The 24,718-nt window shown below is 57.5% G+C and carries 24 protein-coding genes and 1 tRNA gene; 18 read left to right on the top strand and 7 right to left on the bottom strand.

What is annotated here, in order from left to right; translation table 11 throughout:
* The first annotated feature begins 129 nt into the window (after nucleotides 1–129).
* The 6 genes from AXF13_RS00995 (at nucleotide 130) to AXF13_RS00970 (ending at nucleotide 6,130) form a co-directional block, all read left to right on the top strand.
* On the top strand, nucleotides 130–381 hold the full coding sequence (locus tag AXF13_RS00995) for a HypC/HybG/HupF family hydrogenase formation chaperone (RefSeq protein WP_008686310.1): 252 nt from the start codon (nucleotides 130–132) through the stop codon (nucleotides 379–381).
* A 325-nt stretch (nucleotides 382–706) separates the two neighbouring features.
* The gene (gene ileS / locus AXF13_RS00990; protein ID WP_062251301.1) at nucleotides 707–3,550 is read left to right on the top strand and encodes an isoleucine--tRNA ligase; all 2,844 of its coding nucleotides are present in this window, start codon (nucleotides 707–709) and stop codon (nucleotides 3,548–3,550) included.
* Nucleotides 3,547–4,077: a signal peptidase II gene (gene lspA / locus AXF13_RS00985; protein ID WP_062251300.1), complete on the top strand. Its 531-nt coding sequence runs from the start codon at nucleotides 3,547–3,549 to the stop codon at nucleotides 4,075–4,077. Before ileS ends, lspA begins: the two co-directional genes overlap by 4 nt.
* Nucleotides 4,074–4,280 (top strand): PLDc N-terminal domain-containing protein, encoded by a 207-nt coding sequence (locus tag AXF13_RS00980; RefSeq protein ID WP_008686313.1) that lies wholly within the window; start codon nucleotides 4,074–4,076, stop codon nucleotides 4,278–4,280. Before lspA ends, AXF13_RS00980 begins: the two co-directional genes overlap by 4 nt.
* A 12-nt stretch (nucleotides 4,281–4,292) precedes the next feature.
* Nucleotides 4,293–5,279, top strand: coding sequence for a tol-pal system protein YbgF (gene ybgF, locus AXF13_RS00975; protein ID WP_062251299.1), 987 nt, complete (start codon nucleotides 4,293–4,295; stop codon nucleotides 5,277–5,279).
* Nucleotides 5,280–5,494: 215 nt separating this feature from the next.
* Nucleotides 5,495–6,130 (top strand): protein phosphatase CheZ, encoded by a 636-nt coding sequence (locus tag AXF13_RS00970; protein ID WP_062251298.1) that lies wholly within the window; start codon nucleotides 5,495–5,497, stop codon nucleotides 6,128–6,130.
* A gap of 381 nt (nucleotides 6,131–6,511) precedes the next feature.
* Here the strand turns inward: AXF13_RS00970 and AXF13_RS00965 are convergent, their stop codons facing one another.
* The 3 genes from AXF13_RS00965 to AXF13_RS00955 form a co-directional block, all read right to left on the bottom strand.
* Nucleotides 6,512–7,117 (bottom strand): indolepyruvate oxidoreductase subunit beta, encoded by a 606-nt coding sequence (locus AXF13_RS00965; protein WP_062251297.1) that lies wholly within the window; start codon nucleotides 7,115–7,117, stop codon nucleotides 6,512–6,514.
* 11 nt (nucleotides 7,118–7,128) lie between these two features.
* On the bottom strand, nucleotides 7,129–8,979 hold the full coding sequence (gene iorA / locus AXF13_RS00960; protein WP_062251296.1) for an indolepyruvate ferredoxin oxidoreductase subunit alpha: 1,851 nt from the start codon (nucleotides 8,977–8,979) through the stop codon (nucleotides 7,129–7,131).
* Nucleotides 8,980–9,120: 141 nt separating this feature from the next.
* The gene (locus tag AXF13_RS00955) at nucleotides 9,121–9,825 is read right to left on the bottom strand and encodes a tetratricopeptide repeat protein (protein WP_062251295.1); all 705 of its coding nucleotides are present in this window, start codon (nucleotides 9,823–9,825) and stop codon (nucleotides 9,121–9,123) included.
* A 154-nt stretch (nucleotides 9,826–9,979) separates the two neighbouring features.
* Here AXF13_RS00955 and AXF13_RS00950 point away from each other — a divergent pair, with 154 nt between their 5' ends.
* From AXF13_RS00950 to AXF13_RS15655, 11 genes are all read left to right on the top strand, one after another.
* Entirely contained in the window at nucleotides 9,980–11,239 is a 1,260-nt protein-coding gene (locus AXF13_RS00950; RefSeq protein WP_062251294.1) for a glutamate-5-semialdehyde dehydrogenase, read from the top strand.
* Entirely contained in the window at nucleotides 11,240–11,944 is a 705-nt protein-coding gene (gene nadD / locus AXF13_RS00945; protein WP_062251293.1) for a nicotinate (nicotinamide) nucleotide adenylyltransferase, read from the top strand.
* A gap of 2 nt (nucleotides 11,945–11,946) precedes the next feature.
* Complete coding sequence (locus tag AXF13_RS00940; RefSeq protein ID WP_062251292.1) at nucleotides 11,947–12,765, top strand: tetratricopeptide repeat protein; 819 nt, start codon at nucleotides 11,947–11,949, stop codon at nucleotides 12,763–12,765.
* A 211-nt stretch (nucleotides 12,766–12,976) separates the two neighbouring features.
* Nucleotides 12,977–13,070 (top strand) — tRNA-Ser (locus tag AXF13_RS00935).
* 189 nt (nucleotides 13,071–13,259) lie between these two features.
* Nucleotides 13,260–13,721 carry a tyrosine-type recombinase/integrase gene (locus tag AXF13_RS17400; RefSeq protein ID WP_335339376.1) on the top strand — a complete coding sequence of 154 codons (462 nt, stop codon included), beginning with the start codon at nucleotides 13,260–13,262 and terminating at the stop codon, nucleotides 13,719–13,721.
* The gene (locus tag AXF13_RS17395; protein WP_417926382.1) at nucleotides 13,672–14,451 is read left to right on the top strand and encodes a tyrosine-type recombinase/integrase; all 780 of its coding nucleotides are present in this window, start codon (nucleotides 13,672–13,674) and stop codon (nucleotides 14,449–14,451) included. The genes AXF13_RS17400 and AXF13_RS17395 overlap by 50 nt, the downstream gene beginning before the upstream one ends.
* The gene (locus tag AXF13_RS00925) at nucleotides 14,445–15,272 is read left to right on the top strand and encodes a hypothetical protein (protein WP_062251291.1); all 828 of its coding nucleotides are present in this window, start codon (nucleotides 14,445–14,447) and stop codon (nucleotides 15,270–15,272) included. The genes AXF13_RS17395 and AXF13_RS00925 overlap by 7 nt, the downstream gene beginning before the upstream one ends.
* 92 nt (nucleotides 15,273–15,364) lie before the next feature.
* Nucleotides 15,365–15,595 carry a helix-turn-helix transcriptional regulator gene (locus tag AXF13_RS15660; protein WP_083521907.1) on the top strand — a complete coding sequence of 77 codons (231 nt, stop codon included), beginning with the start codon at nucleotides 15,365–15,367 and terminating at the stop codon, nucleotides 15,593–15,595.
* Complete coding sequence (locus AXF13_RS00920) at nucleotides 15,592–16,521, top strand: AAA family ATPase (RefSeq protein ID WP_083521906.1); 930 nt, start codon at nucleotides 15,592–15,594, stop codon at nucleotides 16,519–16,521. Before AXF13_RS15660 ends, AXF13_RS00920 begins: the two co-directional genes overlap by 4 nt.
* 195 nt (nucleotides 16,522–16,716) lie before the next feature.
* Nucleotides 16,717–17,124 (top strand): plasmid mobilization protein, encoded by a 408-nt coding sequence (locus AXF13_RS00915; RefSeq protein WP_062251289.1) that lies wholly within the window; start codon nucleotides 16,717–16,719, stop codon nucleotides 17,122–17,124.
* On the top strand, nucleotides 17,121–18,107 hold the full coding sequence (locus AXF13_RS15655; RefSeq protein WP_083521905.1) for a relaxase/mobilization nuclease domain-containing protein: 987 nt from the start codon (nucleotides 17,121–17,123) through the stop codon (nucleotides 18,105–18,107). The genes AXF13_RS00915 and AXF13_RS15655 overlap by 4 nt, the downstream gene beginning before the upstream one ends.
* A gap of 431 nt (nucleotides 18,108–18,538) precedes the next feature.
* Here AXF13_RS15655 and AXF13_RS00905 read toward each other — a convergent pair whose 3' ends face one another.
* Nucleotides 18,539–19,690, bottom strand: coding sequence for a type II toxin-antitoxin system HipA family toxin (locus AXF13_RS00905; RefSeq protein ID WP_062251287.1), 1,152 nt, complete (start codon nucleotides 19,688–19,690; stop codon nucleotides 18,539–18,541).
* Nucleotides 19,680–19,991: a helix-turn-helix domain-containing protein gene (locus tag AXF13_RS00900; RefSeq protein ID WP_062251286.1), complete on the bottom strand. Its 312-nt coding sequence runs from the start codon at nucleotides 19,989–19,991 to the stop codon at nucleotides 19,680–19,682. Before AXF13_RS00900 ends, AXF13_RS00905 begins: the two co-directional genes overlap by 11 nt.
* Before the next feature lie 149 nt (nucleotides 19,992–20,140).
* On the opposite strand from AXF13_RS00900, the gene AXF13_RS00895 reads away from it, so the two are divergent.
* Nucleotides 20,141–20,437, top strand: a complete 297-nt coding sequence (locus AXF13_RS00895; protein WP_062251285.1) for a hypothetical protein — start codon at nucleotides 20,141–20,143, stop codon at nucleotides 20,435–20,437.
* Nucleotides 20,438–20,637: 200 nt separating this feature from the next.
* Here AXF13_RS00895 and AXF13_RS16350 read toward each other — a convergent pair whose 3' ends face one another.
* Entirely contained in the window at nucleotides 20,638–23,235 is a 2,598-nt protein-coding gene (locus AXF13_RS16350) for a S8 family peptidase (RefSeq protein WP_150116043.1), read from the bottom strand.
* Nucleotides 23,235–24,230 (bottom strand): AAA family ATPase, encoded by a 996-nt coding sequence (locus tag AXF13_RS00885; protein ID WP_062251283.1) that lies wholly within the window; start codon nucleotides 24,228–24,230, stop codon nucleotides 23,235–23,237. Before AXF13_RS00885 ends, AXF13_RS16350 begins: the two co-directional genes overlap by 1 nt.
* Between the last annotated feature and the right edge of the window lie 488 nt (nucleotides 24,231–24,718).

Below are 24,718 nucleotides of genomic sequence, written 5' to 3'. Positions count from 1 at the left end.
CCTTGCTTCGCCATTGCTCCCCTGCTATGCTGATATTTCTCCCGGCCCGACATCTTTCCGGCGGCGCGCCCGACGCGTCTTGCCGTTACGCCATGAATGCTTATTCTTCAGTGCAGTGAGGTCCCCGCCATGTGTCTAGCCATTCCCGCCCAGATTGTGGAACTTCAGGAAGAAGGCATGGCCCGCGTGCGCGTGGGCGAAAGCCAGACCTTTCTGACCGCTTCCGTCATGCTTTTGCCTGAACCGCCGCAGATCGGCGATTATGTCATTCTCCACGCCGGGTTCGCCCTGCATACCATGACGCCCCAGGAGGCCCAGGACAGTCTCGCGGCCCTGCGTGAGCTGGCCGAAGCCATGGAGGGCACGCCGGCCCCGTTCTAGCCCGGATTAACGTTGGGAATTATCATTCTCAACGTTGGCGCTGCCTTCAGCCTATCTCTGCTGTCGTCATCCGTAAGGCGGCATAGCCGCCAACGGCTGACGCTCGTGGCTGACGTCAGCTCTCGCAGCCGCCGGAGTAATTTCAAAGTGAAATTGCTCCGAGACCGCCTCTCCGCGCAATGTATGCCGACAAGTCCACGCCCAAGAAGGCCGCAGAAAAGCGGCCTTCTTGACTTTAGGGCGCTCTTTGCCCACACTAGAGCGATTTTTCTTTCGCCCGCATCCTCTTCTGCCCTCGGGCCGGGCACAGCCGCTGGGAGCCAGCATGAGTGACTACAAAAAAACCCTGAATCTTCCGCAAACCGCCTTTCCCATGAAGGCCAATCTGGCCCAGCGCGAGCCGGAAACCCTCAAGAAGTGGGACCAGATCAACGCCCGCGAAGCCATGGTCGAGGCTTCGGGCAGCCGTGGCGCCTATGTGCTGCACGACGGGCCGCCCTATGCCAACGGGCACATTCACATGGGCACGGCGCTGAACAAGATTCTCAAGGACATTGTGGTCAAATCCCGCAACATGCAGGGCTACGCCTCCCGCTATGTGCCGGGCTGGGATTGCCACGGCCTGCCCATCGAGCACAAGGTGGAGCAGGAACTCAAGGAAAAGAAAAAGACCCTGCCCGCCCATGTGGTGCGCAAGCTCTGCCGCGACTACGCGGCCAAGTGGATCGACGTGCAGCGCAAGGAATTCAAGCGGCTGGGCGTGCTCGGGGACTGGGACGATCCCTATATGAGCATGAAGCCCGCCTATGAGGCCACCACGGCGCGCGAACTGGCCGATTTTGTGGAAAAGGGCAGCGTGATCCGCGCCAAGAAGCCCATCTACTGGTGCTGCTCCTGCCATACGGCTCTGGCCGAAGCCGAGGTGGAATACTACGACCACACTTCCCCCTCCATCTACGTGCGTTTTCCCCTGCCCGACGCGGGGCTGAGCAAGGTCTTCCCGCAGGCTGATCCTTCCCGCGCCTATGTGGTCATCTGGACCACCACGCCCTGGACCCTGCCGGACAATATGGCCGTCTGCCTGCATCCGGAATTCACTTACGTGCTGGTGGAGGCCGGGGGCAGCCAGTATCTGCTGGCCGAGGAACGCCTCGCGCCCTGCGCCGCCCTGTTCGGCTGGAACGATCCCAAAATTCTGGGCCGGGCCACGGGCGCGCAGCTCGAAGGCCTGGTGGCCCGCCATCCCTTCTACGACCGCCCCTCGCCCCTGACCCTGGGCCTGCACGTGACCCTGGACACGGGTACCGGCTGCGTGCATACCGCGCCGGGCCACGGCCGTGAGGACTACGAAGTGGGCCTCAAGTACGGCCTGGACATTTATTCTCCCCTGGACGACGCGGGCCGTTTTCTGCCCACAGTGGAATTTTTCGCCGGGCTCACAGTCACCGAAGCCAACCCCAAGGTCATTGAAAAGCTCAAGGAAAAGGGCGCGCTGCTCCAGGAAGGCAAGATTCAGCACTCCTATCCGCACTGCTGGCGCTGTAAAAATCCGGTAATCTTCCGGGCCACCACCCAGTGGTTCATCAGCATGGAGAAAAACGACCTGCGCAAGCGGGCTCTGGAGAGCATCGACAAGGACGTGCAGTGGATTCCGGCCTGGGGCCGTGACCGCATCTACAATATGATCGAATCCCGGCCGGACTGGTGCATTTCGCGCCAGCGCCAGTGGGGCGTGCCGATCCTGGCCCTGCGTTGCGAGGACTGCGGCGAGGCCTGGAACGATCCCGCCTGGATGCGCGACATCAGCGACCGCTTCGCCAAGCACCCCACGGGCTGCGACTACTGGTACGAGGCGGACCTGAGCGAGATTGTGCCCGACGGCCTGAAGTGCCCGCACTGCGGCGGCAGCCACTGGACAAAAGAAAGCGACATTCTGGACGTCTGGTTCGACTCCGGCACCAGCTTCGCGGCCGTGCTGGAAGCGCGGCCAGAGCTCTCCTACCCGGCGGACCTCTACCTGGAAGGCTCGGACCAGCATCGCGGCTGGTTCCACAGCTCTCTGCTGGTGTCCGAGGGCACGCGCGGGCGGCCCCCCTACCGCTCGGTGCTGACCCACGGCTACGTGGTGGACGGCGAAGGCCGCAAGATGTCCAAATCCATCGGCAATGTCATCGCCCCGCAGGAACTCATCGAGAAGTTCGGGGCCGAGATCGTGCGCCTCTGGGTTTCCTCGGTGGAATACCGCGAAGACATCCGCATTTCGGACCAGATCCTGGGCCGTCTGGTGGACGCCTACCGCCGCATCCGCAACACCTGCCGTTTCATCCTGGGCAACATCGACGGCCTGAACCAAGCGGACCTGCTGCCCCTGGAGCAATTGCTGCCCCTGGACCGCTTTGCCCTGGACGTGGCCGCACGCATGCACGAACGCGTACAGCAGGCCTACACGGACTTTGAATTCCACAAGGTCTACCACAGCCTGCACAATTACTGCGTCACGGATCTCTCCTCCGTCTATCTGGATATCCTCAAGGACCGCCTCTACGCCTCGGGCGCGACCAGCCGGGAACGCCGCTCGGCCCAGACGGTCCTGTGGCACATTCTGCGTCTGCTGCTGCGCGACATGGCCCCGGTGCTCTCCTTCACAGCCGAGGAAATCTTCAGCCACCTTCCGGCGGACCTGCGCGGGCCCGAGCCCACGGTCTTCGCCCTGCAGGCCGTGTCCGGCGAGGAATTTCTGCTGCCCGAAGGCCGGCGCGACGACTGGAACGTGCTGCTGGCCGTGCGCGGCGCGGTGACCAGGGCCATTGAACCCCTGCGCCGCGACGGCGTGGTGGGCCATTCCCTGGATACGCGGGTCACGCTCTACCTGGCCGACGAGTTGCGCGAGCGCCTGGAAAGCCTGAACACGGACCTGCGCGCGGTCTGCATCGTCTCCCAGTTGGAACTGGCCCCCCTGGCCGAGGCTCCGAAAGATGCCTACAGTGACAGCGAAGTGTCCGGCCTGGCCATCGGCGTGGAAAAGGCCCACGGCGAAAAGTGCGAGCGCTGCTGGATTTACAGCACGGAACTGGGCACGGACCCGGCCCATCCCACGCTCTGCCCGCGTTGCGCGGCGGTGCTCAAAAACCTTCCCCTCGGGGAGCGGGAAGGACGCGCGGCCGAATGAGACGGCGCTATCTGATTTTGGGCGGCCTGGCCGCGCTGGCCTTTGTGCTGGACCAGCTCAGCAAATGGTGGGTCATGACCGCCATTCCCGAGCACCGGCCCGTGGTGGTGATCCCCGGTTTCTTCGACCTGATCAACATCCGCAACCGGGGCGCGGCCTTCGGTTTTCTGAACCGCTCGGACATTGAATGGCAGTTCTGGCTCTTTCTGGCGGCCACCGTGGTGGCGGCCTGGGCCATCATCGCCCTGGTGCGCGGCTCACACCATCAACCCTGGCTCTTCGCCGGGCTGGGCCTGGTGCTGGGCGGTGCTCTGGGCAACCTGGCGGACCGCCTGCGCTTCCGGGCCGTGGTGGATTTTCTGGATTTCTACTGGGGCGACTGGCACTGGCCCGCCTTCAATGTGGCGGATATGGCCATCTGTATCGGCGCCTTTCTGGCCTGTCTGGTCATCTGGCGCAAATCGCCGGAAAACGCGCGGGACGGCGCGTCCGACCGCGACACGTCCGGCACGGGGAGAAAAGCATGACCTTTGCCTGGTGGCATCCGCTGGTAGCCTTGATTCCCATGCTTCCCAGCTTCTGGAGCATCTGGCACATCTGGAGTCATGAGTTCGAGACGCCCCAGCAACGTGCGCTCTGGCTGGTGCTGGTGGTCTTTCTGCCGGTACTGGGCGGCATCATCTACATATTTACGGGCCGCACCAAGGCCTGTGGAAAAATTCAACGCTGAAACGAGGCTATCATGAACAGATCCCGTTCTTCCCATCTCCTGCTCCTGGGCTGCGCCAGTCTGTTGCTGGGCGCCTGCGTGCAGAGCGGCTCCGGCGGCGGCAGCACCCTGAATCTGGAACAGCAGGTGCAGCAGCACGACATGCAGCTCAGACAATTGCAGCCCGCCCAGGCCGACGCCTGGAACCAGCTCCAGGCCATGCGGCAGGAGTTGAACACCCTCAAGGGCCAGATGGATGATCTGCAGAATGTGGGCGGCGCGCGCGCCCTGGTGGAGCGCGTCAATCGCCATGATGCGGCCCTGCGCCAGGTGGAGAGCAGCATGGCCCTGAATCTCAATCTGGGCGATCCCCTGCCGTCCACGCCCGTGTCGGCGGCTGCGCCGACGACTCCGGCCGTGCCCATGACCGGGACCGCGAACACGCCGTCGTACGGCCAGCCCGAAGCAACCTACGGCCAACCGGCCCAGGGCGGCATGCCCGCGGGCAGTCCCGGCTACACGGCGGCCGTGCCCGCAGGCACACAGCCCTATCAGGGCCAGCAGGCGGCCCAGCCCGCCCAGGCTCCTAACGCCAGCACCTGGGGCCAGCCCTCGCCCCAGCCCGTGGTGCAGGCCCCGCAGAAGGACATTTCCCTGGCCCTCTTCGACGCGGGCGTCAATGCCTTCAACGCCCGCAAGTACGAGGAAGCCCAGCGCTCCTTCACGGACTTTCTGAAAAATTACAAGGACCACAACCTGGCCCCGGAAGCCCAGTACTACCTGGCGGAGTGCTACTTCCAGCGCAATCAGTTCGCGGACGCGGCCTTGGCCTATGATACGGTGATCAAAAAATATCCCAAGTCCACGCGCACGCCCGGCGCCTATCTGAAGCAGGGCATCAGCTTCAGCAAAATCAACCAGGGGGCCGCGGCCAAAGCCCGGATGCAGGAACTGATCAAGAAGTTCCCCAATTCACCGGAAGCCGCCCGCGCCAAGAGCTTTTTGAAGACCAACAAGTAAGCGGTCATTTTCGTCCGGAGCGTGTTTTGCCGCCGGGCCTGTCCCGGCGGCAAAACGTTTCACGGCAGAGAGCGGCTCAGGCATGAAATGTGTGAACCGCTCCGGCAAGGGTTTGCAGCCAACCCCTTGTCATGACAAGTGGTACATACTCTGAGGGGCCCGGCCCCCTACTCGCAACACTCTAACCTTTCGGCAGGGCCGGAAAGGGGAACGGGATGGCGGACCACGCAGATGAGCCGACCGTGTACAGACAGTTGAGCACGGACATGCGCCAGGGACTGAAGGATATTTACCAGCAGATTTCCACGGCTTCCAGCGATCAGGTTTCGCCCGTGCCCGAAACGGACGCCCTGTTCCACGAGGCTTCGGACCAGTTGGGGGAAGTGCTCAAAGCCACGGAAACAGCCACCATGAGCATCATGGAAATCGTGGAGAAGCATCTGGATCTCCAAGCCGAAAGCGCGGAACTGCTGGCCGCCGTGCGGGAAGGCACGGCCACGGAAAGCCAGAAGGCCCGCCTTGCCGAGATCAACAGCCAATTGGGCGATGATCTCACCAGCCTGCTGACCACCCTGAGTTTTCAGGACATCACGGGCCAGCGGATCAAACGGGTGGTGGCGGCTCTGAACAAGATTGAAAACAGCGTGGTGGAGCTCTATGTCTCTTCCGGCCTGATCATGGACGGCGCGGAAAAAGACCCGGCCAAGAACGCCCAGGCCCTGAAAGAAGAAGCCAGCAAGGCTGTGGAGGATTTCCGCCAGAACCGCAAGGTCGTTTCCTCGCTCAACGGTCCCAAGAAAGGCGTCTCTCAGGGGGCCATCGACGATATGCTGGCCCAGTTGGGCATGTAGTGTCTAATTTAAAAAATCAGGCACACAAAACCCAGGGGGTCTTGCGGCGGTGCAGCCGCCGCAACTCAGCGAAAAACCACGTTTTTCTCTGACGATCCTCCGAAAATTGAGAGCATAACTATCCTCAAATTTTTTGCAATCAGAGTAGTCCCGGATTCCGGCATTTGAAAAGCAAACAGCCCGCCGATGGTTTTCACCACGGCGGGCTGTTGTTTTACAGGGCTGTTATTCTTCAAAGTCTGTTGGCCACTACGAGAAATTTTGTTCTCTGCCAAGGAAGGAAGACTTTTTATGGAAGGAGTGTACTCTTGTGGTACTCGACCGGAATAAAAAGTCTTTCTGACGCAGGCAGAGGGCGAAAGGGCCGTAGTGCCAACAGACTTAGGCCAGAACCGTCTTGCCCAACTCCAAGGCCTTAAGATTGGACTCCTGCAGCTTAGCGGGCAGAAACTTCTTGATGGCCGCTTCCAAGGCGTCCACGCCGAAAGGCAGCACGCCGGAGGCGCAGACCGCGCTCAGCAGCACGGTATTGCCGCTCTGGGCCGAACCGGCCCGGAGTCCCAGCTCGCGGCAGGGAATGAAGCGGCATTGCCCGGCCACCAGCCGGGTCTGTTCCTCAATATAGGCCATGTCAGGATAGCTGGCCTGTCCCAGGGAGACGCTGACCGGCGGCAGGGGATCGCTGCTGGAAAACACCGTGCCGCCGGGCCGCAGATAGGGCAGGCCGCGCAGGGTTTCCAGAGGTTCAAAGCCCAGCAGCACATCGGCCTCCCCGAAGTCCAGTTTGGGCGAACGCCAGCCGCCCAGCAACAGCACGGATTCCACCACGCCGCCGCGCTGGGCCATGCCGTGCACTTCCCCGGCCACCACGTCCAGACCGGCCTGCAGAGCCGTACGCGCCAGCAGGGTAGTCGCCGTCAACGTGCCCTGGCCGCCCACGCCGGTGAAATAAATCCGCATCCGTTTTTGCTTGTCGTGTGCTTTCATTGTTTCACCACTCAGCGCTTTTTGGCTTTAAAGGCCGTGGGAGCGATCTGCAGGCAGATCATGCAGCCGGAACACAGGGTTTCATCCACCGCCAGATTGTCGCCCTGGCGATAAAAGGCCGGACAGGCCAGCTGCTCCAGGCAGCGCAAGGCTTCCTCGCCCTGCTGCACCACCTGGGCCACCTGGGGCTGCCCTTTCTTGAGGCGACGACGAGCATAGAGCACGCACGGCTCCTCGGCGATGAGCACCCGCACCCCGGACTTGCCCTTCATTTCCTCCAGGGCCTTGGTCACGGCCTTGAGATTGAAGGCCTTTACCTTGACGCATTCGGTCACGCCCAGGCCGCGCACCACGGCTTCCATATCCATATGCACGCTCATGTCGCCGAGCATTTCCTGCAACATGCCGGGATTGGGCTGATGGCCGGTCATAGCCGTGGTGCCGTTGTCCAGAACGACCAACAGCAGATCGTGGTGGTTGAAGACCGCATTCGCCAGACCGGTCATGCCGGAGTGGAAAAAGGTGGAGTCGCCGATGAAACCCACCACCGGCTTGCCCGAAGCCCGCGCAAAGCCGCTGCCCGCCGAAATGGACGAGCCCATGCAGACCAGGAAGTCCGCAGTGCGCAGGGGCGGCAGCAGGCCCAACGTGTAGCAGCCGATGTCGCTGGAATAGATGGCTTCGTCCCCGAATACCTGACGCACGGCATAGTACACGGCGCGGTGCGAACAGCCGGGGCAGAGGTTGGGCGGACGGCCCGGCAACTGCGCCTCCACGGGACGCGCGGGCTTGGCCGGACAAGGGCAGTCCAGCCAGGCGGACAGGCGACGCAGCACCAGGGTGGTGGAATATTCCCCCTGGCCGGTCAGATTTTCATTCTTGCCCTCAATGCGCACGTTCAGGCCGCGCCGCTGGGCCAGGGCGCGCACGTCCTGTTCCAGCAGGTCCGCGCCTTCCTCCAGCACCAGCACCCGGTCGCATTTCTGGAGGAACGCGACGATCATTTCGCTGGGCAGGGGCCAGGTCATGCCCAGTTCCAGCACGCGCACGCGGTCTTCCCAACCGCCGCTGGCCAAGGCGTCGGCCAGGTAATTGCGGGCCACGCCGCTGGCGATGATCCCTAGGCGGGTCTGTCCGGCGGGTTCGCGCTCCACGTTGAAGCGGCTGCCCTCGGCGATCTGGCGGGCCTTTTCCAGGTTGGCGTCCAGAGCCAGATGACGGCGGCAGGCCACGGCGGGCACCGGCACAAAGCGTCCCGGCTCGCGCTTGAAGGCCACCTTGGGCTGGGGCGCGGGCAGATCGTCAAAATCCACGGGCCCGCGCATATGGCTGACCCTGGTGGTGGTGCGCAGCATGACCGGCTGTTGCAGTTCGCGGGCCAGACGAAAGGCCTCGCGGGTCATTTCCTTGGCTTCCTGAGCCGAAACGGGCTCAAAACAGGGCAGAGAGGCGAAACGGGCGTAATGGCGGTTGTCCTGCTCGTTCTGGCTGGAATGGCAGCCGGGGTCGTCGGCCGTGAGCACCACCAGACCGCCGGGCAGGCCGATATAGGCCGAGGTAAACAGGGGATCGGCGGCCACGTTGAGGCCCACATGCTTCATGGCCACCAGGCTCATGGCGCCGCCCAGGGCACCGCCGGCGGCCACTTCCATGGCGACCTTCTCGTTAATGGAGTATTCCAGCCGGTAGCGGCCCTCACCGCCCAAGCGGAGGAAGGTGTCGGCCACTTCCGAGGACGGCGTGCCCGGATAACAGGAAACCATGTGCACGCCCGCTTCCAGAGCGCCGCGCACGATAGCTTCATTGCCCAATAACAGATGGCGCTCCCCACGGGCGCCGCGCAACAGCGGATCGTTGCTCATGCTTCCTCCAGACCCTGCGCGCGTGCCGCGCGGGCCGCAAGTGGATACCCCCAGCCGGACTTTTCCGCCCCGGCTTCGCCGGGCGCGGTCGGCGTCCGGCACGCATTACGGCGTATTCGGTCTAATTTGGAAAATCAGACACTAGTTCTGAACCGGCTTTTCAGGCGCGCTCCCGGCGGCGGGAACAAGCGCCTCGGCCCGGACGCGGAAATACTCCCCGTCAAGACCGTTCACTTCCTGAGCCAGGGCCTGGTAGGTCTTGGCAGCCAGATCCTTCTCCCCCGCCCTGGCGGCGGCTTCGGCCAGCATCTGGCGCAGCTGGACGGAACGGTTTTCACCCGGCAGGCGCGCTTCCAGGCCCTGCAGCAAGGTCAGGGCCTCGGCGTTCTTGCCCGCCTTGAGCAGGCTTCCGGCCTCGCCCAGGGCGGCGGCCAGACCCAGCGCGCCGTCGGCGTCCAGCTTGGCGGCTTTGGCGTAAACCTCGGCGGCAACAGCGGCGTCCCCGCTCTCCAGGGCGCTCTGGGCCCAGGCCAGCAGCACGGAAAGGCGCACGTCGGACGGGGCCTTGTCGGCCAGGGCGGCCAGGGCCTTGAGGCGTTCCTGCCCCTGCATGGTCATGCTGACGCGCGCCAGTTCCTGCCGCGCGTCCTCGTTCTTGCCGCCGCTGTACCAGCGCCAGATGCCCGTGCCTGCCAGGACCAGCAGAAAGAGGATCACCACACCGGCGATAATGCCCGCATGGCGCAGCATGAACTGCAGGAGGGGCGCGCTTTCGGAACTGACTTCAGCCTGCAGATCGCGAAACAGGGGCGAAGTCTCCTCGCCTTGATTCTTTTGCGGATTCATGTATCAAAAACTCCTTAGGGAGACGGAACTGCCCAAAGCCGGAAGCCCGCGACGCGGGCAGGCTGTTCCTGACGGAACTATTTACATAGGCCAAAGCCAGCCTCCCTGTCAAAATAAATATCCCCGCCGCTCACGGCGGCGCAAAGGAGCAGCCATGACGCCTGCGGAAGAAATGGAACGCTTGGCCGCGCGGGCCCGTGAAGCGGCCCGGGCCATGAGCCGTGCCCACGCCGAAATCAAGACGCGGGCCCTGATCGGACTGGCGGACCAGCTGGCCGCGCGGGAAGAGGAAATCCTGACCGCCAACCGCAAGGATCTGGACGCGGCCCGCGCCGCGGGCCTGGATGCTCCGCGTCTGGACCGCCTGACACTGACCCCGGCCATCATGGCCGAGATGCGCGCGGCCTGCCTGCATGTGGCCCAGCTGCCCGATCCCGTGGGCGTCACGGAACAGCAATGGCAACAGCCCAACGGCCTGCTGGTGGGACGCATGCGCATCCCCCTCGGGGTCATTGCCATGATTTACGAGGCACGGCCCAATGTGACCATCGACGCGGCCATCCTCTGCATCAAGGCGGGCAACGCGGTGATTCTGCGCGGCGGCAGCGAGGCCCTGCATTCCAACACGGCGCTGGCCGGGCTGCTGCAAACGGCCCTGTCCGACGCGGGTCTGCCGCCCCAGGCCGCGCAGCTGGTGGGCATCACGGACCATGCGGCGGTGACGGCCCTGTGCAAGCTGGACCGGTACATCGACGTCATCATCCCGCGCGGCGGCGAAGGCCTGGTGCGCGCCGTCACCGAAGCGGCCACCATGCCGGTGCTCAAGCACTTCAAGGGCGTCTGCCACGCCTTTATCGACGCGGATGCGGATCAGGATCAGGCCCTGGAGATCGTCTTCAACGCCAAGGTGCAGCGGCCCGGCGTGTGCAACGCCCTGGAATGCCTGCTGGTGCATAAGGACGCGGCAACGAACTTTCTGCCGCTGGCGGCCGCGAAACTGGGCGCCGCCGGGGTGGAATTCCGGGCCTCCCCGGAAGCCCTGCCCCTGCTCGGCCCCGGTGCCGTGCTTCTGCAGCCCGAGGATCTCGGCCAGGAGTTCCACGCCCTGATCCTGGCCGTGCTCGTGGTGGACGATCTGGACGCGGCCCTGGACCACATCGCCCGTTACGGCTCCAATCACACCGAAATCATCTGCACCCGCGACTACGGCCACGCCATGCGTTTTCTGCGCGAGGCCGACGCCTCCATGGTGGCGGTCAACGCCTCCAGCCGTTTTAACGACGGCGGCCAACTGGGCCTGGGCGCGGAAATCGGCATTTCCACCTCCAAGCTGCACGCCTACGGCCCCATGGGCGTGCAGGAGCTGACCACCACCAAATTCGTGGTGCTGGGCCAGGGGCAGGTACGGCAGTAAATGACGGCGCACGGCGTCCGGCGTCCGGGCCGGGCCATTCTGGGCGGCAGTTTCAATCCGCCGCACGTGGGTCATCTGCGTCTGGCCGTGGAGGCGCGCGAGGCACTGGGCGACCTGGTGCGGGGTGTGGATATGGTGCCCTGCGCCCAGCCGCCGCACAAGAAAACCGGGCACCTGCTGCCCTTTGAGCTGCGCGCCGCCATGCTGGAGGCGGCCCTGGCCCCCCTGCCCTGGCTGCGCTGCAACCGTCTGGAAGCCCTGCGGGACGGCCCCTCCTACACCTGGGACACCTTGCAGGCCTATCGCGCGGCGGAGCCGGACACGGACTTCTATTTTCTGCTGGGCAGCCCGGATTTCGCCCTGCTGCCCACCTGGCACCAGGGCCTGGAACTGCCCCGGCTCTGCCACTTCGTGGTGGTGCCGCGCGGCGATCTCACTGCCGAGGAATTCACGGACATGACCAGCGCCCTCTGGCCCGAGGCCCGCGAACACCCGCCTGTTCTGCCCGGAGGCCGCTGCATGGCCCTGCCCGGCGGCGGGCTGGCGCATTTTCTGCCGCTGCCCTGGCTGGCCGTAAGCGCCTCGCGCATCCGCGAACTCTGGCTGGCCGGACGCAGTGTGGATTATCTGGTGCCGAGAGCCGCGCTGAATCTTTTGCAGTCCCACCGGCAGGCCATCGCGGCGCATTGGCAGGAGGCAAAATAGCCATGCTCACCGTCGCCCCCAAGGAAGTGCGTGAAAACATCGCCCGCGCCAACGGCTATCTGCGCCGCAACGAAGTGAAGCGCGCCCTGGCCTCCATGAGCGCGGCCCTGCGCCAATACGCGGGCCTGCAGCTGACGCGCGCGGCCAGGGCGGAGCTGGACATCCAGATCAGCGAATTTCTGAGCGCCCTGGTCCATCATCAGAGCATGCAGCCTCTGCTCGACCCGGCCCAGAGCGGCATCCCCCGCGAGATTTTCTATCATCAGGGCAAGGAAAGCGCCCTGGCCACCGTGCTGGACGGCCTGGCCAAAATTTTGCGGGAAGAGGCGGAGAGTTCCATCCGGCAGGAAGCCGAAGCGCGCCTGGAACGCAAAAAAAATCTGATCCGGACCGGCGTGCAACTGATACGCGAAGGCCAGCCCGCCAAGGGACGCGCTTTTCTGAAACGCGTGGCCGAGGAATTCAGCGACGAGGAAGGCATCCGCATCCAGTTGGGCCAGATTTTCACCGCCGCCGGACAATATACGGAAGCCGCCGAAATGTATGAGGAAGCCATGCAGGCTCAACCCCGTGAAGCGGCGGCCTACACCGGAGCCGTGGCCGCCTGGCTGAAACTGCGCGAATTCGAAAAGGCCGAAAATATCTACAAGGCCATTCTGCGCACTTTCGGCGGCCATCCCTCCACCTTCGGCAAAATGGCAAAAATGTATTTGGAGTGGCATCGGCGCGCCCAGGCCGAGGATACGGCCCTGCGCGCCCTGCAGGCCGATCCGCGGCAGGCCGATGCCCTGGAAGTCATGGCGGTGCTGGACAAAAAGTAATCATGCGGACGCGGACGGGGTGTTCGGCGCCGCAATCGTACAGAAGCCATAAGCATACGCTTTTCCTCAGACGCGGTGCAGCCACGCCGGACGGCATCGGGTATCCGGCGAAAAAAGCCCGTGTGGCGTTGCCTTTCACGCGAAAGTACGCTAGAAGGTTTCTCCGATTCCGCTGTGGCAATTTGTCCGGCGCGACTCCGCCATACGACGCGGAGGGGTAGCGAAGCGGCCGTAACGCGCTCGACTCGAAATCGAGTTATCGGTTAATAGCCGGTACGTGGGTTCGAATCCCACCCCCTCCGCCATATGATGATTCACGGAACTCCGAATTCGTCCGCTAAGCATTGACAGCAGCCGAATTCGGAGTTTTCTTTGTCCGACGATGTCCGGTCAAAATCGCTCATAGCCGAGCGAAAACCGGACACCGCACCGGACATTTTTTATTTTGGCGCTTCCGATGTCCAAAAAATGTCCGGTCAAAGGAGGAAACGCCCATGGCTCTAAGCGATATGGCTATAAAAAAAGCCAAACCCCGTGAGAAAATTTATACCCTCAAAGATGCCGACGGGCTTTATCTGGAAATAAAGCCTTCTGGCAAAAAGTATTGGCGTCTCCGCTACTGGATAGACTCCAAAGAAAACCGTCTCTCCATCGGTGAATATCCCCTCATATCTCTGGCTGAAGCCCGTTCTCGCCGCGATGAAAAGCGGCGTATGATTAAAGACGGTATCGACCCTGTGGCGCAGGTACGCGAACAGAAAGCCGCTGTAGCTCCAGATAAGTTCTTTGAGTCCGTAGCGCGTGAATGGGCGCAGAAAAATGCGAATAAATGGACGGAAGGTCACGCCGAATTGAGCTTGCGGCGTCTGGAGATGAACATTTTCCCTTACATCGGCCAAAAGCCCATTGGGGAAATATCCAGCACCAGAACTTTTAGAATGCCTTCGCCGCGTTGAGGCCAGAGGTGCGCTTGAGGTTACGCGCCGGGTGCGCGGCCTTTGCTCTATGATTTTTCGTTATGCCATTGCCACGGGCAAGGCAGAACGTGACGTTGCCGCCGACCTCATAGGAGCCTGCGCAACCCCCAAAAAACAGCACCGCCCGACCATTACTGACCCGCAGGAAGTTGGCAGACTCATGCAGGCCATTGATGCCTGTTCAGCCTCGGCAGTTGTATATTGCGCCCTGCGGCTGGCCCCTCTGGTTTTTGTACGCCCTGGTGAGCTGCGCAATGCGGAATGGAGCGAGTTCAATCTGGAGGCTGCTGAATGGCGTATTCCAGCCCATAAAACAAAAATGCGTTCTCTGCATATTGTGCCACTCTCTACACAAGCCTTGGACATCCTCAAGGAGCTGCACCCTCTTACAGGTAACGGAGACTTTCTTTTTCCTTCTGTGCGGACGGCATCCCGCCCAATGTCTGACAATACCATTAACGTGGCGTTGCGCCGGATTGGATACGCCAAGGAAGAAATATGTGGGCATGGCTTTAGGGCCATGGCTTCAACCCTGCTCAACGAACTCGGCTGGAACAGGGATGCTATCGAACGCCAGCTTGCCCACGGTGAGCGCAATAAAATTCGAGCGGCATATAATCACGCGGAGTTTTTACCGGAACGCCGCAAAATGATGCAGGCGTGGGCTGACTATCTGGAACAACTCAGAGAAAGGAATTTCATATGCTAAAAATTCACTCTCAAGAAGAATGGGTTCGGACTGGGGATATTATTAGTCTTGCGGATTTGACCCTACGCTGGCCATACTATGCCATATTTTATATTCCGCACATGATTTGTTCCGTGCTCCCGTTGCAAATGTATATTTGGAAAGAAGAAGCGGTTACCCCTGCGGGAGACAAATTCCATCGATTAATGCCGATAGATCGACGGATTAATTATATTGAACTATTTAACATGATGCCTTTTATCGTTTTTTTGCGTGAGCAGATAGAAAAAAATGAACGTATGCACGGAGAACTCCAAGCCTCCACCGGCCTCAAGCCGGGAGAACCAGATCTTTTGCTGGCAACGAGTGAAAATTTGGCTTTGGTTTTGACTAGAATAATATTTGCAGTCTCATACATTCATAGCAACAAAGATGCAGATATTCATCGAGCGTTACTGAACAAAATGAATAATAAAATTGACCCAGAAAATGATGTTTTGACAAAAATTATTGATGGAGATCAATTTTATAAGTCTATCCTTCCATCGGAAAAGATACGACCGACATTCGTAACAGAATTTAAAACTAGGCGATTCTTTACGACTTATGAACTTGCTAAAGAATTTGTAAGAATCTGCCATCCAAAGAATGACGAAGAAATCATAATAGTTGCAATTGAAGTTGATCGCCGCTTTCCAGGTTTAAATAACATGGAATTTGGCCTGCTTTTTTCTGCATCAGATGGCTCAATCCAAGAAGATTCAGTGGGGAAAAATGGCTATCGGTTAAGGAAAAAAATTTACAAATATAAAAAAATACCTTTTGACCACCCTGTCCATTGACAGTCCACCCCCTGGGCAAAGCAACATCGGCCCATGTTCTCCAACATGGGCCGTTTTCATTTCATAGCGGCCCGTAAACAGTAGGAGCCGTTATGGCAAAGGTCGCTTTTTTGTATAGGCAACGACACTACCTGCCTGATGAGGGTTTTGTTCGTTTGTCGCAAATTCTCCAAGTGCTGCCCATTGGCAAAACAAGCTGGTGGGAAGGCGTCAAAAGTGGGCGCTACCCTGCCCCACTCAAATTGGGGCCACGCACAACCGTTTGGCGTGTTGAAGATATCCGGGCGCTAATCAGCAACGTGGAAGGGGGAGATGCGGCATGAATCTTTCACAGTCCCACAACCAATCGAACAATCTTCCACCCCTACGGGCGATAAATATGGAAGACTTCCTCGCCATCACCCTTCCTGAGCGCGATTTTTTGTTACGCCCTGTAATCCCAACCCAAGGCATTGCAATTCTGTTCGCGCCACGCGGTATCGGCAAAACTTTTGCGGCATTGGGCATTGCCCTCGCGGTTGCAGGTGGCTTGTCCATATTCAACTGGCATGCCCCACAAGCCAGAAATGTTCTCTATGTGGACGGTGAAATGCCTGCCATCTCCATGCAGGAACGCCTTGCAGCCCTCTCATTGGGCATGGCGGTCCCTCCTCGCGCCTTGCAAAACCTCTCCATCATAACCCCTGACATGCAACCCCGGTCTATGCCTGATCTCGCAACGACCTATGGGCAACAGGCTCTTGAGCCTTTTCTCTCTGGAGTAAACATGCTCGTTCTGGATAACCTCGCCACGCTTTGCCGCACAGGCAAAGAAAACGAGTCTCAATCTTGGACGCCCATACAAACATGGTTACTGGACTTGCGAAGGCGCGGCATGGCCGTCCTGCTGGTGCATCATGCAGGCAAATCAGGTGACCAGCGCGGCACGTCTGCCCGCGAAGACATTATGGACACCGTAATCAGCCTTAGACGCCCTAAAATATACAACGTGGCAGAAGGAGCGCGATTCGAAGTGCATCTGACCAAAGCGCGGGGCATTGTAGGAGAAGAAGCTCTGCCCTTTGAAGTGCATCTGCGTAGTGAGGATAATCGGCTACTTTGGGATGTAAGCGATCTCGTGAATGTTCAAGCCGAAGAGCTCAAGCGCCTTCTCGCGGAAGGCCTCAGCCTTAGAGATTGTTCTGATGAAATGGGCGTCAGCAAATCTGTTCTGCATCGGCTCAAAAAACGCTTGGAGGGTGAGCAATGACCCGATCCGCAAACCTTCTCCACCATCTGTCCCACTGTCCCACTCTCTGGCGCAGGGACAGCGGGACAGTAACCAGCTGCATCACCCCCCAAGCATTAGCAGGTTTGAAGCAAGCCATGTTTTCGCTTCGCTCAAACTGCTTGCTCTGCGAGGCGTCAAAACACATTGCCGCTTCACGGCAAAAGGAGCGCGCCTATGCAAGCTGAGTCGCGCAAACACGCCCCCCGAAAAAATGGACGCCCAAAGGGCGACCCCATAAAGGTGCGCCACATGACAATCGGGGTGCGCGTTAATCCGGCAGAGTGGCAGACTCTTCAGCTTCGTGCGCGGCATATGGGCATGAGCCCTGCGCAGTGGTTGCGCACAGCAGCTTTAAGCAGGCGCATGCCGCTTCCACCCGTGCCAGAGGTTAACCGCAAGGCCTATGGCGAACTTGCGCGGTTGGGCGTGAATCTCAACCAGATCACCAAGGCTGCCAATGCAGGGCGAACCGCTGTTCCCTTCGGGCTGTTGAGGGAGCTACTTCGCGCGATCATGTGCTTGCAAGCCTCCCTGATGGGCGTTGCTGACAGCATGCCGCCAGTGGCAGAGGAAGTGCATTGATAGCCAAGTGCATCAAGGGCAAGGGCTTTCGTGGGGCGGCCGCCTATGATTTGCAGCCTCACAAAAGTCTGTTGCTTGAAACCAATATGGCAGGACGAACACCACGTGCCCTTGCTGTGGAGTTTGGAGCTATTCGGGCCTTAAGGCCGAATCTATCCAAGGCCGTTTGTCATGTGAGCCTCAGCTTGCATCCAGAAGAATCTCTGTCAGATGAGCAATGGTGTGAGGCTGCGCATTCGTGGCTTCAGGAAATGGGCTTTGTAAACAATCAATATGTCATTAGCCGACATACAGACGCAGCACACCCACACATTCATATTCTGGTGAACAGAATTGCACTGGATGGAAAAGTGGTGACTGACGCGCACGACTACAGACGACAAGAAAAAATCATGCGGGAGCTGGAGCAACGGTTTTCTCTTCGGCAGGTGCGCTCAAGTCGGGAAACGTTGCGGGCAGCACTTACGAAAGGGGAGATTGAGCACGCCCTGCGCACTGGCGAGGCCTCCACCCGTATGAACCTACAAAAAATAATTGATGCGGCCCTTACGCAAAAAATCGCGTTGAATGTGTTTTGTCAGCAGTTGGCAGCCCAGGGCGTGACCGTGCGTTTAAATAAAGCCTCCACCGGGTTTGTTTCGGGGATCAGCTTTGCGCTTGGTGACGTGACGTTCAAGGGCAGCAAGCTCGGCAAAGGGTACACATGGGGCGCATTGCAACTTAGAGGATTACTCTATGAGCAAGATAGACGAATTGAAGAGCATGAGCAGGGCATCGGAAGCGACAACGCCACCATCCCCGTCGAGCGAGATAGATCAGACAAGGATAGAAGCAAGCCTGATGGTTCTGAGCTTGCAGGAGGAAGCACGAATCAAGAACTCGCAGGAGCTGATTCAGCTTTTACGAGAATTGCAGAGAAGTACCTCTCAGGCCGCGCGGGAGATCGGAACCGCAGCTCACCAAGTAAGGGATTATCCCGTTGAGGTTTTGAATCAGCACCGGGCGCGTATGGAGCAATGCTTGGCAAAGTGCGAGGCGGCGGCAATCGCATCAAAGGAATATTTTGATAAATCGCGTGCAGTAATGGATGGTTACGGCAAGGAATTGCGGGGAGATACGTGGTTGCTGGCAAGTGTAACTTCTGGATGCACAGCGATTGCTTTCATGCTTCTGTTCTTGTTTCTCCGCTGGCTAGGTCATTGATTATTGCCGCAGGGATTTAGGCTATCATCTCAGCAGGTTAATAAATATAGGCTGCTATGCGTAACCGCATGGCAGCCTTCTGTCGCGCTGTGAAAATCAGATACCAAACCGGATATTTTTTCTGGCGTTTCCTTTAGGAGCAGTTCTCAGGCTGCTTGCGGAATTTCCCATTTGTCACTCAGGCGGCCTCCTTCCTGCACATTTGAGCACCTTATTTCTTCTCCTCGGCCAAAGCCGCGTCCACCTGCTGTATAATTTCGCGCACTGTCCGAGCGTCTACATCCACAGTTGCGGCGGCAGCCAGAAAATCCTTTTCGGTTATATCCTTGCCCTTGTTGTTGACCATGCAGGTCTGTTCCCCGTTAATGCCCTCTGACGGCGTAAGGTCATAAACCGGGGCCATGCGCCACTGGTTTTCCTTGTTCAGCAGGAAGGAAAAGTTTTTGGAATGGTCGTCCCTGTTGCCGGAGCGCACGTTGAACACCATGAGCCGCACCATTTTAAGCACTTCGCGCATGTCTTTGGTGAGCAGCAGCGTCAGGCGCAGCAGGCTTTCATAGGTGAGTGAGGGTTCGCGGTGCGATGCGTGCAGCAGGCCGCAGGCGGTGTGCACATGCACCTTTTGGCCATGCACCCTGTCAAAGCGCTTAACGCCGAAATATCCCGGCGAGGTTGCCGATGGAAACAGGTGCGTTTCCGGCATGTCCAGCCCGGCTTCTCTGGCCGCCAGGGAATATGCGTATTCCGTCAGCCCGGTGTTTGGCGGTTCGTGAGCGGAGCGAAATTTGATGATCCAGGGGGTTCCTTGGGGTTCCCCCGCCCCCTGCGGCACAATGCGGTAATCATCGGCAACGTTCACCAGAATTTTGGGTCTGGCCCCTGCGGATGAGCCGTTGAGCTGAATAAGCTTGTCCAGTTGCCCCGCATCCACAGGCGCATCGCGCAGAATCCGCAGCGATTCCTCCGCCAGCGCATCCAGTTCCGCCACAGAAACGGCTTCTTCTGCCTGTTCCGCCGCCGGGGTGTACTCCAGCGCGCCCATGCCGTGGGCACCCACCATGGCAAGGCGCTGCAAGGGCAGGCAGGCATGGAGCGATGAGCCTTTTTTTCGTAATGCCCTGTCCAGCAAAAGCAGCCCCCAGCCATCGGGCAGGCTGTCGTTGAACACGCCGAACAGTCCGTCAAAGGTGCGCTTGGGGTCTTCCTTGACCTCTGGGCTGAGCGGAAGCCTGAACGGCGAAATGTTGATGCCCGAATCAAGAAATTCTGGCGCGTACTGGAACAGAACGGCGTTGCTGTGTGCGGCGAGCTTTCCCACATGGCGCCGTACGCCGTATGCATGCAGATGCACGTCAAGATTCATGACGTTTTCTCCCTGCCCGCTTGCGGGGTGCTGGGGATTGCGGCTTGAACAGGTTTTCTGTGCGCGGCGGGTTGAACAAGCCGGAAAAGGCTTCAAGATCGTTAAGAATCAGGGCGATAGCCAGCAGGGACGCGAGCGAGATTTCCCCTGTTGTTTCAAAGCGCTTCACAGAGCCAAGGGAAACGCCGCTACGGGCCGCCAAATCTTTCTGGCTCATATTGAGAGCAAGACGTTTGGCCTGCGCCTTGGCGGCGATGCCGAGCCGGATTTCCTGCGGAGTTTTTAATATATCGTTTAACATGATAGCTCTTAACTTAATTTTTTAGTATAATAGCTAAAATATGAGATGATAGCAATCTGATGATGGGGGGAAGAAGGGGAATTTGCGAAACAACAATAGCACCGGCCCCGCCAAGCGAGATAGATCAAACAAGGATAGAAGCAAGCCTGATGGTTCTGAGCTTGCAGGAAGAAGCACGAATCAAGAATTCACAGGAGCTGATTCAGCTTTTACGCGAATTGCAGAGAAGTACCTCTCAGGCCGCGAGGGAGATCGGAACCGCAGCTCACCAAGTAAGGAATTATCCCGTTGAGGTCTTGAATCAGCACAGGGCGCGTATGGAGCAATGCATGGCAAAGTGCGAGGCGGCGGCAATCGCATCGAAGGAATATTTTGATGAATCGCGTGCAGCAATGGGAGCTTACGGAAGGAATTGCGGGGTGATACGTGGTGGCTGGAAAGTGTAACTTCTGGATGCACAGCGTTAGCCTTATTGCTTCTGCAATTATTTCTCCGCTGGGTTGGACACTAATTGTTGAAGCAGTACATTGGTTCTTAATTAAATAGAGATGGAGGTAGGGTCGACCTGCCTCCATCGCTTGATGCACCAGTCAGATGGTGTTTAAATTTTTTAGCAATTGGAAACCCTTTACTAAGGGGCTAAGGGTCACTCCCGTGTCTGCTGAATTTGGATCGCCGGTGTAATCCTAGTTCGAACTTCGTTGTAGATCGGTAAATCTAGGCCTTCAGCAACCTCTAAAGAAACCAGAAGGCCATAAGGTACAGGTAATGTAGTTTTTTTTGCGTCCTCTCGACAATTCACCTGAATACTTATTCTGTCACCATCTCCAATAGGTTCGGCAGAACTTCCTTCAAAAATTTCGTGTTGAACAGTACCTCGTTGTACTGTTTGCCACCCTCCTTGGCCTCCACAGGCCTCTTGTCTATCCGGGGTAAGTGATGAGCCCGCAGGTACCGTGAACCATAGTCTTGTGGCGCGGTATTTTTGAGTCTGAGCAGCAATGGGTGATAACCATGCGAGAGTTACGGTTAAGCGGCGTCGATCGCGCCGTGAGCCCAAAGAAGGAGGAATTGGCAAGTTGAAAATATGGGCATGCCCATCAGTAAGTTCACCAAAACCAAGAAGAGTTGCTCTTTGTTCTGTGCAATCAAACACTCGATCTATATCTGGCGCGCCATATCCGAGCCAATTGCAAGTTAACGTTCTTGCGCGTGCGCCGTTCCCAGTGTTATTCAATATGTCAATCAGGTGTATTCCAATATCACCCCAGGAGCAACCATGCACCAACATAGCTTTTAGCAAGGGAGCTTCATATTTACGCATGTCTTGCGCAATCGTTTGATCATCGAAAATTTGTTCAAGGGTATCATAGCAAATACTGGCATTTCGAGACATCAAAGCTGCTGCGTTGCTCGTACCGCATCCGTAAACAGTAGCGTTCAGTTCCCCAACGAGAGTGCTTGGTGAAGCAAATTTGTTTCCTGGTTGGATTTTGTATGAAGCTCTGAGTTCTAATTTTTGAGGCGGTACCGTTGTCATCGGGCGTGGATAGCATTGTCTGCCGCCGGAATAGAGCAAGTCTGGTTTGATGCTGCGAGAATATCCACTACCAAAGGCCGAAACTGGGCTTGGCAACACAGAGTGCAGAGGGTTAATTCGATGTGCACCCAATGGAGCATCGGGGGCTTTGTCGTGGTGGAGCGCTCCAACAGTAAGTGGATTGATCGCCTCAGCTGGTGCAAGAAGCCGTCTACTCCAGGCATCACCATAGAGACTTTTAATTACAGCTCGTTCTAGTTCGTCTGGGGGAAGCGATTCGAGCGGAGGTAATGAGGGGTCAAGTTCAATGGGAGATAAGTGATTGCCGGCGCTAACAATAAACAAAACCCCATACTTTGCGCTTAGCCAATCCAGTAAGCGTGCAAACGGACTTATTGCCCTAATGAAAGGCCTTCTTTCATCACCAATAGATAAATTTATCACTCGTACAGAAGGAGAGACAGGAGGTTCCCCATTTTCTCCCTCAAAGAGTCTCTTCACGGCGCTATGTATCAGGTCAACCGCTAAGCGGTCCTCTGGCATCAATTCTGGGCGTGGCTGGTTGGGCGACGGAATTGGTTTCATAATAGGTCGCACATATATTGGCCTGCTTAGAGATGGGGACTGGACCGATAAATCTCCGTGTGCAATGAGCGAAGCCATGCTAGTGCCGTGAATGCGTTCAGACGCCGCGTACTCCTCCTCAAAATTGTCTGGGTCATCTATTATCATCCGGTTTGCAAGCAAACGGTGGTTTGCAAGAGGCATCCCGTCAAGCAAAGCTACTACAGGATCTCCTATCGGCATGGAGGTGTCTACATCGCCAGCTGGCTCGGTCTCTTCCGCAGAAGGCACAGTCCCAATGCTCATCTGTCCCACCGGCCTAAAAAACATGACGTCATCGCATAAGGTTAATTCCGTATTTGGATCATCGATGATCGCTTTCACTCCAGCGGCAGGCAGTTCACCCAGTATAGCGTGGTAGCAAATAGCTGGAATCGCAGCCTGGCTCAGAATACGTCCATCCATTTGTTCAATCAGAGAGATAATCTGTGCGGCCCGTTGCGCGCGATGATCAGCATTTTCTCGAAACCACAATTCTGTTTCAAACCGAACATTTCGTTCTGGATCATTTGCCAAATCTTCTTTCCAAATTTCTAACAGGCCTGTTTCGAGGAGGCGTTCTCGAAGTCCCCATCGACGGATATCTTTCAAGCACAGGAAAACATCTCGAAATTTTGTTAATCCACGTTTGAGCTTGTGTCCTGGATTGCTTTTATACCGTTTCCAGAGTGCGAGCATTTCTTCCAGCGCTCTTTGATTGGACATAATCATGTACAGCTGCACGCCCAATTCATGGTCGTGATGTCTCTCATCGTAGAAATCGTCATCAGGGGGTGTTTTTGCTCCTTCAACTTCCCCCATCCACTCAAAGCCTTGAATCTTTTTTACTGCATTGGCGAAATCCTGGACTGAACCAATTGTTTCAATGACAAGAACCTGTTCAGGCTCAATCCCTGCTGCGTTTTGCTGAAGCCGTACGCGTTGATCTTCAAAGGCCTTTTGCAACTGCTGGAATTGAGGTGAAAGTCTGTCCCATTGGCGGGCAGCGGAAGGTTTCCGAACATTAGGAAAACCACTTGGCAATGTGGCGCGAGGCGCACTCTCCGGTGTAGGGAAAAGCAATAGGGGGCGATTAGCCATTATTCAGCTCTCCTCTCGTTGTTTGTAGTTACAGTTCTCACCTTCCAGGCCGCAAGGGCTTTGGTAACAATCTTTTTCATATCAGCATCGGGTTGGGTCAGGACATATTCGCGGAATATTGTCGTTCCAAATTCTTCAGCTTCTGCGAAATTTGATCCTAGTAGGCGTTTGGCCAATGTCCCAGGAGCATGCCCTAATGAAATGCCAATGCGCTGTTCAAACTTTATAAACCACTCTTGTAACCGATCTCGTGTTGGGTCAGGTAAATTTACACGCACCTGGAATCTGCGCCAAACAGCTCGATCCAGCAGTTCTGGGTGATTTGTTGCACCGATCACAAGGACGTGGCTTGGCAGTGCGTCAATTTGCATTAGTAATGAGCTGACTACGCGTTTTATTTCTCCTGTCTCATGAAGGTCACCGCGCTCTTTGCCAAGAGTCTCAAATTCATCAAAAAAAAGAACGCATTTGCGTGTTGAGGCATATTCAAATAACTTTTTTAACCGGTTTGCTGTCTCTCCTAAATATGTGCCTACCACACTCTCATATCGCACCACGAGAAGAGGCACGGCAAGCGCTTCCGCAACGGCTTCAGACAAGGTCGTTTTGCCGTTACCGGGGGGGCCAACCAATAAAATTCGATTACGCGGCTCAAGGTTATATGATCGGAGCAAATCAACTCTGTGTTGTTCCTGAATTACGGCTTCCACCAATTGGAGAACTTCTGAGGAAAGGACAAGATCTGTCAATTTCCTTTGAGGCAAGACTTCATGAAATAAATTCGCAGAACGCGAATCCATCAGGGTACCGCTATTGGTCTGCACGGGCCGTTCAAAAGGCATAGCTTTAAGGGCTGTCTCTAGCTTGGCAGCCAGGACAAGGTGTTGTCTTGCGCGTTCTTCGGCGATCATTGCCTCAACGACTTTTCTAAAGGTAACCTTGTCGCCCCGCACGCCGGATTGAACAAGGCGAACCAAAAGATCCGCTCTTGCCATTAGTTATCTCCTGTCCTTATTCCCGCTTTGTTGTTTCACATGAGCAGGTTGTCATCTTTTCCAGTACTGAGGGCGGATTTTCTCCGCTTCTTTGACAATAGCTTAATATGGTGATCCTTCATCATCAGAAGGTACGAGCCAATGACGCCTACGCTAGCTTCCGGCGAAGTTGCCGCCGATCAAATGAGACTTTCATTATTGTAGCGCAATGGGTATTATGTTACAAAATGAGTTATTTTCTTAAGGCTCCCGGAGAGATATCGGTTGAGTCAAGATCAGCGAACCTTCCGCGCTGTCGTTCGAAGTCTCTCTTTGCTAGAGGGGCTTTCATCTCAACTTTGATATCCTCAATTTTGCTGTTGCAAAAATGAGACAAGGTGGAGTGACGCGCTCCGGTGCAAGTTTCGGAAATTCTACTGTTAAACGCTAGCATTTTTTTGGGGAGAGGGTCATGATTTCTGAATTTTGGGCAAAATAATAACAATTGT

Origin of the sequence: Desulfovibrio fairfieldensis, assembly GCF_001553605.1 — a bacterium.
GTDB lineage: Bacteria > Desulfobacterota > Desulfovibrionia > Desulfovibrionales > Desulfovibrionaceae > Desulfovibrio > Desulfovibrio fairfieldensis.
This window is presented reverse-complemented; position numbering and strand designations above follow the sequence as displayed.

Bases quoted from the DNA above. Each gene is read 5' to 3' on its own strand.
- AXF13_RS00950 (WP_062251294.1), top strand. From the start codon at position 9,980: ATGACGCCTGCGGAAGAAATGGAACGCTTGGCCGCGCGGGCCCGTGAA.
- AXF13_RS00915 (WP_062251289.1), top strand. From the start codon at position 16,717: ATGCAAGCTGAGTCGCGCAAACACGCCCCCCGAAAAAATGGACGCCCA.
- ybgF (WP_062251299.1), top strand. From the start codon at position 4,293: ATGAACAGATCCCGTTCTTCCCATCTCCTGCTCCTGGGCTGCGCCAGT.
- lspA (WP_062251300.1), top strand. From the start codon at position 3,547: ATGAGACGGCGCTATCTGATTTTGGGCGGCCTGGCCGCGCTGGCCTTT.
- nadD (WP_062251293.1), top strand. From the start codon at position 11,240: ATGACGGCGCACGGCGTCCGGCGTCCGGGCCGGGCCATTCTGGGCGGC.
- AXF13_RS00900 (WP_062251286.1), bottom strand. From the start codon at position 19,991: ATGTTAAACGATATATTAAAAACTCCGCAGGAAATCCGGCTCGGCATC.
- AXF13_RS00885 (WP_062251283.1), bottom strand. From the start codon at position 24,230: ATGGCAAGAGCGGATCTTTTGGTTCGCCTTGTTCAATCCGGCGTGCGG.
- AXF13_RS00955 (WP_062251295.1), bottom strand. From the start codon at position 9,825: ATGAATCCGCAAAAGAATCAAGGCGAGGAGACTTCGCCCCTGTTTCGC.
- AXF13_RS00895 (WP_062251285.1), top strand. From the start codon at position 20,141: ATGGTTCTGAGCTTGCAGGAAGAAGCACGAATCAAGAATTCACAGGAG.
- iorA (WP_062251296.1), bottom strand. From the start codon at position 8,979: ATGAGCAACGATCCGCTGTTGCGCGGCGCCCGTGGGGAGCGCCATCTG.
- AXF13_RS00965 (WP_062251297.1), bottom strand. From the start codon at position 7,117: ATGAAAGCACACGACAAGCAAAAACGGATGCGGATTTATTTCACCGGC.
- AXF13_RS15660 (WP_083521907.1), top strand. From the start codon at position 15,365: ATGGCAAAGGTCGCTTTTTTGTATAGGCAACGACACTACCTGCCTGAT.
- AXF13_RS00980 (WP_008686313.1), top strand. From the start codon at position 4,074: ATGACCTTTGCCTGGTGGCATCCGCTGGTAGCCTTGATTCCCATGCTT.
- AXF13_RS17400 (WP_335339376.1), top strand. From the start codon at position 13,260: ATGGCTCTAAGCGATATGGCTATAAAAAAAGCCAAACCCCGTGAGAAA.
- AXF13_RS00920 (WP_083521906.1), top strand. From the start codon at position 15,592: ATGAATCTTTCACAGTCCCACAACCAATCGAACAATCTTCCACCCCTA.
- AXF13_RS00925 (WP_062251291.1), top strand. From the start codon at position 14,445: ATGCTAAAAATTCACTCTCAAGAAGAATGGGTTCGGACTGGGGATATT.
- AXF13_RS00940 (WP_062251292.1), top strand. From the start codon at position 11,947: ATGCTCACCGTCGCCCCCAAGGAAGTGCGTGAAAACATCGCCCGCGCC.
- AXF13_RS00970 (WP_062251298.1), top strand. From the start codon at position 5,495: ATGGCGGACCACGCAGATGAGCCGACCGTGTACAGACAGTTGAGCACG.
- ileS (WP_062251301.1), top strand. From the start codon at position 707: ATGAGTGACTACAAAAAAACCCTGAATCTTCCGCAAACCGCCTTTCCC.
- AXF13_RS00905 (WP_062251287.1), bottom strand. From the start codon at position 19,690: ATGAATCTTGACGTGCATCTGCATGCATACGGCGTACGGCGCCATGTG.
- AXF13_RS16350 (WP_150116043.1), bottom strand. From the start codon at position 23,235: ATGGCTAATCGCCCCCTATTGCTTTTCCCTACACCGGAGAGTGCGCCT.
- AXF13_RS00995 (WP_008686310.1), top strand. From the start codon at position 130: ATGTGTCTAGCCATTCCCGCCCAGATTGTGGAACTTCAGGAAGAAGGC.